Here is an 8,998-nt window from a genome sequence, read left to right on the forward strand (position 1 = left end):
GCCGGAGTACTCCGGCACCCTGAGCATCCTCACCAAGTTCGCGGGCGAGCCCCTTGAGCCCTACTTCGAGGACCTCGCCGCCGCCTACGAGCGCAAGCACCCGAAGGTGAACGTCGAGCTGATCCAGGAGACCGACCAGAGCATCAAGGACAAGACCAAGACGCTCACCGCGTCGGACGCCCTGCCCGACATCTACTTCACCTGGACGGGCAACTGGGCGGAGAACTTCATCCGCGGAGGCCGCGCGGCGGACCTCACCGGCGTGATCGGCCCCGGCACCGCATGGGGCAGGACCTTCGGCGAGTCGGCGCTGTCGGCGTTCGCCCACGACGGCCGCTACTACGGCGTCCCGCTGTACAACAACGGCAAGTTCATGGGGTACAACAAGTCGGCCTTCGACGAGGCCGGCGTCGACGTGCCGAAGACCTTCGAAGAGCTGATCGCCTCCTGCCCGGAACTGCGCGAGGCCGGCTACGAGCCCATCGCCTTCGGCAACAAGGACGGCTGGCCCGCCCTGCACTACCTCCAGCAGCTCTTCGCCCACAACGTGCCGGCCGACGTCCGCGAGGCCGACTACGACCCGAAGACCGCCACCTGGGACGACCCGGGCTACCTGGTCGCCCTCGAGCAGTTCAAGACCCTGGTGTCCGGCTGCACCGACACCGGACGCGGCACCAACGGCGTCCTCTACACCTCGGCGCAGGAGGCGTTCGGGCAGGGCAAGGCCGCCATGTACTACCAGGAGATCCTGGAGTTCGACAGCACCACCTCCGGCGGCACGCTCACACCCGGGGACCTGGGCATCTTCCCGCTGCCCGCAGCCGCCGAGGCCAAGGGGGACCCGAAGGTCGTCGAGGGCGCACCCGAGGGGTACTTCGTCAACGCCCGGTCGCCGCGCGCGGCTCTCGCCGTCGACTTCATGAAGTTCGTGACGAGCGCCGCCCACGCGAAGACCCTGTCCGCGCCGCCCTACGGCCAGCCGAGCACCGTGGTCGGCGCGGTGACGCCGCAGACGTCCAGCAAGGCCGTCCAGGAGGGGATCGACCTGGTCAACAAGGCCCCGCGGCTCGCCGGCTGGCTCGACATGGTCACCGCGCCGGAGGTCGCCGACGCGTGGCTGGCCGGCGGCGAGGCCCTCATCAGCGGCAGCAAGTCGCCCGAGCAGGTCATGGACGGCGTCCGCCGGGCCTCCGACTCCGCCAAGTGACCGGCACGGGCTGAAGGGAAATCAATCCGGTGCGCACTCTGTACCGAAGAGCAGCCGGGCTCGTGTGGACCGTGCCGGCCCTCGTCCTGCTCGCGGTCTTCGTCTACCTGCCGCTCGTCCAGAACTTCGGCTACTCCACGCTGACCTGGGACATCTACAGCGGCAGTCAGCAGTTCGTCGGCCTGGACAACTACCGCGGCCTGTTCGCCGACCCGGTCTTCTGGAGCTCCTTCACCAACAACCTCTGGTACGCCCTGCTGTCGGTCGTCTTCCAGGTCTTCGGTGCCCTCCTGCTCGCCGCACTCGTCGAGAGCATCCGCAGCACGCGGTGGCAGCGCGCCCTCTGGACGATCTACTTCATCCCCTCCGCGATCTCACTGACCGTCGCGGGACTTCTCTTCTACTTCGTCTACGAGCCCAACCTCGGCCTGCTCAACCACGCCTTGGAGGCGGTCGCGCCCGGCACGTTCGACCACGCCTGGCTGGGCCAGGAGAGCACCGCCATGACGGCGGTCATCGCGATGAGCCAGTGGCAGGGCTTCGGCTACTCGACGCTGCTGTTCGCCGTCGCCATCCAGCGGATCCCCGCGGAGCTCCACGAAGCGGCCGCCCTGGACGGTGCCGGGCCCGTCCGCCGCTTCTTCCAGGTGACGCTCCCGCTCGTGCGGGAGATGACCGGACTCATGGTCCTGGTCACCGTGTCGGGCGCCTTCCAGGTGTTCAACGAGGTCATGGTGATGACCAGCGGCGGGCCCGACAACTCGACCCACGTGCTCGGCACGTGGCTGTACCGCAATGGATTCGTACGCAACGACTTCGGCCACGCCGCGGCCATCGGCACCGTGATCTTCGTGATCACCCTCACGATCGCGATGGCGCAGCTGTGGTTCACCCGGAGAAGAAGGGTGGAATGGTGAGCCGTCTCGGCTTCCTCGGCGTCATCGCGCGCCTGTTCATGTGGGCGTTCCTGCTGAGCCTCGCGGTCGTGGTGCTCTACCCGCTGCTGTGGATGGTCCTGAACGGGTTCAAGACCAACGCCGAACTCTTCGGCAACCCCTTCGCGCTCCCCACCGATCTGAGCTTCGGCAACTACCGCGACGCGTGGAACCGCGGCGTCAGCGACTATCTCGCGACCAGCGTCCTGGTCACGGTGACGTCCACGGTGGCGACCGTCTTCATCAGCGCCTGGGCGGCGTACGGACTGACGCGGGTGGACATTCCGTTCAACAAGGTCCTCACCGCCGTCATCCTGGGCGGCCTCATGCTCACCCCGACCGTCGCCCTGGTCCCGCTGGTGCGCATGTTCCAGTCGATCGGCCTGTACAACAGCTTCTGGGCGCTGCTGATCCTGTACACGGCCTTCCGCATCCCCTTCACCACCTTCCTCATCCGCGCCTACATGATCGACCTGCCGCGCGAGGTGGACGAGGCGGCGCAGATCGACGGGGCCGGCCGCTGGACCGCGTTCTGGCGGATCATCCTGCCGATGTGCAAGCCCATCATCACGTCCACCGTCCTGCTGCACGTGCTCTTCGCCTGGAACGAGTACCTGTTCGCCATGGTGTTCACCAACGGCAGTGACGTGCAGACCCTGCCGGTCGGCCTGACGAGCCTGATGAGCAAGCACGGCACGGACTTCCCCGTCGTGTTCGCCGGCATGGTGATCGCCGCGGTGCCCGTCGTGCTCCTGTTCCTCTTCGGCCAGCGCTACATCGTCAAGGGCCTGGCCGACGGCATCGGCAAGTGAACGACTCCCCGGTACGAATGGAGAACCCCATGCCGATCGCCCGTCCCCCGCGGCTGACCGGATCCAATTTCGCCTACCAGCACCTGCCGTTCGACACCTTCCTGGACGACGCGGTCGCCCTGGGCCGCGAGCAGCTGGAACTCTGGGGCATCGCCCCGCACCTGTACATCCCGCGGGTCGGCGACGCGGAGGCACGCGACCTGCGCCGCCGCATTGAGGAACGTGGCCTCTCGGCGTACTGCCTCACGCCCGAGCAGGTGATGTACCCGGTCAACGTGGCCTCTCCGGTCGGCTGGCTGCGCGCGCAGAGCATCGCCCTGTTCCGCCGGGCGGCCGAGCTCTGCGTCGAACTCGGCGCCGGGACACTGTTGCTCACGCCCGGCCGGGGCGGTGAGGACGAGCCCGTGGACGCCGCCTGGCGCCGGTCGGTCGACGCGATCGGTGACATCGCCGCCTACGCGGACACACTGGGCGTGACGTGTGTCCTCGAACCGCTCCAGCGAGTCGAGTCGAACCTGGTCAACGACTCGCCCACGCTCGCGGCGATGCTCGACGAGATCGGCGCCGGCCGTCTGGGGGCGGTGCTCGACACGGTGACGATGGCCGTGGCCGGTGAAACCGTCGACGACGCCTTCGCCGCGCTCGGTGACCGTATCCGCCATGTGCACCTGATCGACGGCCGCCCCATGGGGCATCTGGCGTGGGGCGACGGCGAACTTCCGCTGTCCGACTACCTGGGGGCCCTCGAACGGCACGGCTACGACGGCTGGATGACGTTCGAGCTGTTCGGTGACGGCACGTACGCGCTCGATCCGCGGGCGGCGGTGGAGCGGTGCGACGCGGCGGTACGCCGGTGCGTCGGTACGGACCCGGGAGAATGACGGCGAGCGCCGGCGGGCGGCCTCGGCATCGGTGTCGGCATCCCAGCGGCGCAGACGTGACGGAACCCCGCCTCCGGCCAGTCGCGTCGGGGCGGGGTTCTCGAGCGGAGCGCCGGGCAGGCCTTGCACCTGCATTTCCCCGCAGGAAGCGGGGTGTCTTTCCTTAGACGACCAACGCGGGAGGACAGCCACCGCGGTGGACCGCCCTCACAAGATCCACGATAGGGCAGTTCCGTCGACGGCGCACCTCATGGGGCCGGCCGTCGATGACGGTCAGGAGATCGCGGCTTCGTCCACCGTCTCCCGCATCACGAGAACGGTGTCGGCTCCGGTGATGTCGCACAGCCGCCGAAGCTGTCGGGACGGCGCGGCCACGCGCAGGGCGCCTGATCGGTGGGTGAGGATCAGCAGGTTCAGCAGCGTGGAGTCCGCGAAGGTGATGCCGGAGGCGTCGAGAACCACCTTCGGATGTTCCCTGACCGCGTTCTTCAGCGCGTCCGCGAGAGGCGTGATCGAGTGGATGTCGTAGGAGCCGTACGCGGCGACGACCCAGGCACCGCGCCATTCGTACTGAGTCACCGCGGCCCCTTCCGGGGAGAGCCCGATGGCCTGCTCCGGCACCGGCATCCCACTCACGTCGCTCGTCACCCTTGGCATGACGGCCTCATCCCAGGACACGTCGGGCTCCTTCTGTGGCTCTCCTGCGGAAGCAGGTCAGATGTTACATGAAAAGTATGTCATGCATCCTGGTTCAGGCAATGGCGTCTCCTAGAATGCGGTGCATGGTTGGAGTGCCCGAATCTCACACCGGATGGACGTTCATCACCAGCCACGCGCGTGTACTGGCAACCATCGCCGACAACCCGAACGTCCGGATCCGCGACATCGCCGCTCGCTGCCGGCTCACGGAGCGCGCCGTCGCGCGGATCATCTCCGATCTCGAACAGGACGGATACCTGTCCCACACCCGGGACGGGCGAACGAACACCTACCACATAGAGCCGGGCAAGGTGCTGCGCCACCCGGCCGAAGCCGGCCTCTCCGTCGCCTCACTGCTTTCCCTGCTCCTGCAGGACGAGACCGAACGCGTCGGCTGACGGTCGCCGGATTCCCTGCGGGTGTCCAGCCGGTCGGCGACCTGCCTGGTCATCAGGTGTGCTGAGCCTGCGGCCGGCAGACGAAGGGTTCGACGATCGGGCGAGCTCGGTCAGTCCGAGGCCGAGGATGCGGTCGCCGGGCAGGCAGCCGACGTGGACGGTGCCGACGACGGGCCGCATGCGGTGCTCGCACACCGCTCGGGCCGGGATGCTGCACGCCGGCACCAGCTCCTCGCACCCCTCGCCGCCGGGGAAGGCCGTCAGGCCGAAGGGGCGCGGGCCGGACAGTTCCGCGTAGGCGCGGGCCGTACGGCCGGAAGTCGCGCAGGCTCTCGGTGTCGGCGTGGATGCCGAGCGCCGTGAGGGCCGGCGGCGGGTGGCGGCGGTGCGGCTCAGGACGCGCGCACGCCGTCAGCCGATGGGGAGTCCGGTTCCAGGCGGACGCAGCAGTGACCGGGGCTGGGCGCCAGACATGCCCGCAGACCGCTTTCGGCAAGCCCGTCCAGTACGCCGCGCAGCAGGTGGAGATTCATGCCGCACACCGTCTGGGTGTGCTCGCGGGCGAGGGCGTGGAAGGGGCAGTTGCCCAGCACGATGGCGTCGCCGTCCTCGCGCGGTTCGAAGCCGTTCTCCTCCAGCACGGCGAGCACATCCGCCTGGTCGGGCCCGGCCAGCCGCGTGCCCAGTTCACGGGCCTTTCGGTGCAGGACAGGACGGACCGGCTCGCCGGTGCTCTCGGACTCCTCGAGGGCCTGGGCCAGGAGGCGTCCGGCCAGCTCGTAGTGCCGCTCCGGGATGGTGACGGCGACTTGCCTGGCGGAGCGCCTGTAGAGCTTGGCCGGCCGGCCCGCGCCCGGGCCCGTGCGTCCGCTGCGCCGCTCGTAGACGACATCGAGCAGTGATTCGTCGGCCAGCCGGTCCAGGTGGAAGGCGGCGGTCTGCCGGGCAAGGCCGAGGGCCTCGGCGGCTTCGTCGCGGCTGACCGGTCCCGGCTGGCGCACCACGTGGTCGTAGAGCCTCCTGCGGGTCGGCTCGTCGAGGGCGGCGACGGCGGAGACGTCGGGGCGGGGTGCTTCCTTCGCGTGTTCCACGGACACCAGTGTAAAACCCAGAACCATTGACTAAAGAAGATTTCGGAGCTTCTATCGATAGTGAGAGTTGTAGATAGAAGGAAGGCACGTCATGTCGTCCACAACCACAACCACCGCGTCCGCCGCTCCACGGCGGACCTCGCTCGGCAACCCCGGCTACCAGGCCTTCCTCGTCCTGCGCACCGGCTTCACCGTGGCACCGATCCTGTTCGGGCTGGACAAGTTCACCAACCTGCTCGTCGACTGGCCCGTCTACCTGGCACCGTGGATCGACGACGTGGTGCCCGGCAGCGCCCAGCAGGCCATGTACGCCGTCGGAGTGATCGAGATCGTCGCGGGCCTTGCCGTCGCCGTCGCCCCGCGCTTCGGGGGCTGGCTGGTGGCCGGGTGGCTCGCCGGGATCATCGTCGATCTGCTGACCATCCCCGGGCACTACGACATCGCACTGCGCGACTTCGGCCTCCTGCTCGGCGCCGTCGCCCTCGCCCGGCTCGCCCATCACTACCACAGCGAGCGGCAACCGCACTGACGGCTAGGGGGTGTCGTCAAACTCCCGTCTGCCCTGCGGACGACGACGGGAGTTTGACGACACCCCCTAGCAAGCCGCGCGACGTGACCACGGGTGAGCCTTCCCAACGGCTCACCCGTGACTCACCCCCGGATGAGTACGCGTACTCATCCCAAGCCCTGGCTCCGGGACGAGACTTGCGGCACCACACCGACACGGAAGGCCGAGCACTCATGCCGCAGCACCCCCGCACTTCGCTTCTTGCCCTCGCCCTCACCAGCGGCGTCACGGCGCTGCTGCTGACCGGCTGCGCCGGGTGGCAGGAGCGGGTCTGCATGCCCGACGAGGACCCGGTGCTCGCCGTGAACAACTCGGGCAGCGGCTGCGTGGCCGAGGATGAGGAACCCGCTCCCGGCTGGACGCGCTACCCCGAGGGCAAGGTGCCCGTCCACCTGGACGACAAGTGGGACCGGTACTGGTCCGACAAGACCGTCGACGAGAACGGCCGAATCGTCCCGCAGCCGCAGTAACGGCACTCCGGCGCGCCAGACTCCTCGCCATGAGTCCGGGTTCTGCGGCCGAAGCGGATTCCTCGACCCGGCGCAGGCCTGGCCATCGCCCAGGGCACCGATCGGCGTCCCTGCCCCTGCCTCTGACTCGTCCCAGTCCAGTCCTGTCCTGTCCGCGGCCGCCCCGTGACGCGCCTACCTCGGCCGGCCCCGTCGACGGGCGACGCCGAGCGTCTGGCCGCACCCTGGTGGCATGGCCTCCGACCAGCCCGTCACCGTGTATCCGCCGGACGAGTCCGGTGGTCGGCGGGTGCGCGCGGACGGGACCGTCCTGGGCCTGGCGTACTCGGTGCGGGACATCGCGCGGCTCATGCAGGAGGCCGGTCTCCACCACTGGGACGAGATGGACGTGGTCCGCAGCGCACTGATCGAGTGGCGCGGCGGCGGACCGGATGTCTGGACGCACTGAGCGAGAACCGGTCGATGTGCCCATGCCCGTCGACCGGTCGTACACGGACGACGGGCAGCCTGTCACCTACTGGACTACTCCTTCCGGCGTCGGCGCGGGTGCAGTTCGATGGTGAGGGGTGCGGCGGTGAAGACGGAGGAGTACGTGCCGACCGCCAGCCCGATGAGCAGGGCCAGGGCGAAGTCGGTGAGGGTGTCGTCGGCGAGGACCGTGAGGGCGGTGAGGATGAGGGCGGCGCCCATACCGGTGTTCACGGTGCGGGGCAGGGTCTGCAGGATCGCCTGGTTGGTCACGCGGGACAGCGGTGTGATGTGGTCGCGGGCGAGCAGCTCCCGGACGCGGTCGAAGAGGACGACGGAGTCGTTGACCGAGTAGCCGATCACGGTGAGCAGGGCGGCAAGGAAGACGCCGTCGATGGGTTTGCCGAGCCAGGCGAACACGCCGATCAGGATGACGACGTCGTGGGCGAGTGCGCCGACGGCCGCGGTGCCGAACATCCAGCGGAAGCGGACCGCCAGGTACAGGAGCTGGGCGCCCAGGGCGAGGCAGAGGGCGATGAGGGCGTGGCGGCGGAGTTCGTCGCCCAGGCTGGGGCCGATCAGCTCGTCGCGGATCTTCTTCGTTTCGCCCCCGAGGCTCCTGATGGTTTCGGTGACGCCGGCCTCTTCGGCGTTGGTCAGGTGCTCGGCGCGCACGGTGAGGGCGGTGTCACCCGAGGACTGGACCACCGCGCGGGGGAAACCGGCGTCGGCGAGGGCTGCGCGGGCCCGGTCCGGGTCGACAGGGGTGCCCGCGGAGTACTCGATGAGCCGGCCACCGGTGAACTCGATGCCGAAGTCGAGGCCGCGGATGACGATGCCGGACGCGGCCAGGACCAGGACGGCGGCCGAGGCGGCCAGCCAGCGGCGCGGGTGACGCATCAGGAAGGGGTCGCGGCGCTGCAGTCGGCTGCGGACCCAGCCGGTGTTCGCCACGCCGGTGATGCGGGGGCGGCGCAGTACGGCGGGGCGGCCGACGGCGTATTCGGCGAACACACGGGTGATCAGCAGGGCGCTGATCATGGAGGCGAGGACGCCGATGCCGAGGGTGACGCTGAAGCCGCGGACGGGGCCGGAGGAGAAGGTGAACAGCAGGGCCGCGGCGATCAGGGTGGTGATGTTGGAGTCGGCGATGGCGCTGAGTGCCGCACGGAATCCGGCCGTCAGCGCGGAGCGGGGGCTGGGACGGCTGCGGGTGGCGTGCTCCTCGCGGGCCCGCTCGAACACGAGGACGTTGGCGTCCACGGCCATGCCGATCGCCATGACGAAGCCGGCGAGGCCGGGCAGGGTCAGGGTGGCGCCGAGCGCGGCCAGTGCGGCGTAGGAGAGCAGGCCGTAGCAGGCGAGGGCCGCCGTGGCGAGGAGGCCCATGAGCCGGTAGACGGCGATGATGAACAGCGCGGTGAGTGCGGTGCCGATGACGGCGGCCCAGGCCGCGGCCTCGATGGCCG

12 protein-coding genes are annotated in these 8,998 nt (G+C 69.3%); 8 read left to right on the forward strand and 4 right to left on the reverse strand.

Annotation, left to right across the window (positions count from 1 at the left end):
- From CCN42_RS22135 to CCN42_RS22150, 4 genes are all read left to right on the forward strand, one after another.
- Positions 1–1,207 (forward strand): ABC transporter substrate-binding protein (locus CCN42_RS22135; RefSeq protein ID WP_107427627.1); only part of this gene is annotated, 1,207 nt, incomplete at its 5' end.
- A 29-nt stretch (positions 1,208–1,236) separates the two neighbouring features.
- A complete protein-coding gene (locus tag CCN42_RS22140; RefSeq protein WP_086738130.1) occupies positions 1,237–2,124 on the forward strand; it encodes a carbohydrate ABC transporter permease in 888 nt (295 codons plus the stop codon).
- Positions 2,118–2,954 carry a carbohydrate ABC transporter permease gene (locus tag CCN42_RS22145; RefSeq protein ID WP_086738132.1) on the forward strand — a complete coding sequence of 279 codons (837 nt, stop codon included), beginning with the start codon at positions 2,118–2,120 and terminating at the stop codon, positions 2,952–2,954. Before CCN42_RS22140 ends, CCN42_RS22145 begins: the two co-directional genes overlap by 7 nt.
- A gap of 29 nt (positions 2,955–2,983) precedes the next feature.
- On the forward strand, positions 2,984–3,835 hold the full coding sequence (locus CCN42_RS22150) for a sugar phosphate isomerase/epimerase family protein (RefSeq protein ID WP_086738143.1): 852 nt from the start codon (positions 2,984–2,986) through the stop codon (positions 3,833–3,835).
- Between the two features lie 273 nt (positions 3,836–4,108).
- On the opposite strand, the gene CCN42_RS22155 is transcribed toward CCN42_RS22150, so the two are convergent.
- A complete protein-coding gene (locus tag CCN42_RS22155) occupies positions 4,109–4,513 on the reverse strand; it encodes an STAS domain-containing protein (RefSeq protein ID WP_245877414.1) in 405 nt (134 codons plus the stop codon).
- A 104-nt stretch (positions 4,514–4,617) separates the two neighbouring features.
- Between CCN42_RS22155 and CCN42_RS22160 the strand changes: the two genes are divergently transcribed.
- Positions 4,618–4,932 (forward strand): helix-turn-helix transcriptional regulator, encoded by a 315-nt coding sequence (locus tag CCN42_RS22160; protein ID WP_169731504.1) that lies wholly within the window; start codon positions 4,618–4,620, stop codon positions 4,930–4,932.
- Here CCN42_RS22160 and CCN42_RS44665 read toward each other — a convergent pair.
- Positions 4,885–5,328: a GTP cyclohydrolase I gene (locus CCN42_RS44665; RefSeq protein ID WP_339384379.1), complete on the reverse strand. Its 444-nt coding sequence runs from the start codon at positions 5,326–5,328 to the stop codon at positions 4,885–4,887. The two genes, CCN42_RS22160 and CCN42_RS44665, sit on opposite strands and share 48 nt — an antisense overlap.
- The gene (locus CCN42_RS22170) at positions 5,325–6,050 is read right to left on the reverse strand and encodes a helix-turn-helix transcriptional regulator (RefSeq protein ID WP_086738134.1); all 726 of its coding nucleotides are present in this window, start codon (positions 6,048–6,050) and stop codon (positions 5,325–5,327) included. The genes CCN42_RS44665 and CCN42_RS22170 overlap by 4 nt, the downstream gene beginning before the upstream one ends.
- A gap of 64 nt (positions 6,051–6,114) precedes the next feature.
- Here CCN42_RS22170 and CCN42_RS22175 point away from each other — a divergent pair, with 64 nt between their 5' ends.
- The 3 genes from CCN42_RS22175 to CCN42_RS22185 all read left to right on the forward strand — a co-directional run bounded on the left by CCN42_RS22175 (position 6,115) and on the right by CCN42_RS22185 (position 7,509).
- A complete protein-coding gene (locus CCN42_RS22175; RefSeq protein ID WP_086738136.1) occupies positions 6,115–6,552 on the forward strand; it encodes a hypothetical protein in 438 nt (145 codons plus the stop codon).
- 212 nt (positions 6,553–6,764) lie between these two features.
- The gene (locus CCN42_RS22180; protein ID WP_086738137.1) at positions 6,765–7,061 is read left to right on the forward strand and encodes an SCO0607 family lipoprotein; all 297 of its coding nucleotides are present in this window, start codon (positions 6,765–6,767) and stop codon (positions 7,059–7,061) included.
- A gap of 232 nt (positions 7,062–7,293) precedes the next feature.
- Positions 7,294–7,509: a hypothetical protein gene (locus tag CCN42_RS22185; protein ID WP_086738139.1), complete on the forward strand. Its 216-nt coding sequence runs from the start codon at positions 7,294–7,296 to the stop codon at positions 7,507–7,509.
- A 74-nt stretch (positions 7,510–7,583) separates the two neighbouring features.
- On the opposite strand, the gene secF is transcribed toward CCN42_RS22185, so the two are convergent.
- Positions 7,584–8,998, reverse strand: a 1,415-nt coding sequence (secF, locus tag CCN42_RS22190) for a protein translocase subunit SecF (protein ID WP_086738140.1), incomplete at its 5' end; no start/stop codon positions are given.

It is taken from the genome of Streptomyces glaucescens (assembly GCF_002154375.1).
Taxonomy (GTDB): domain Bacteria; phylum Actinomycetota; class Actinomycetes; order Streptomycetales; family Streptomycetaceae; genus Streptomyces; species Streptomyces glaucescens.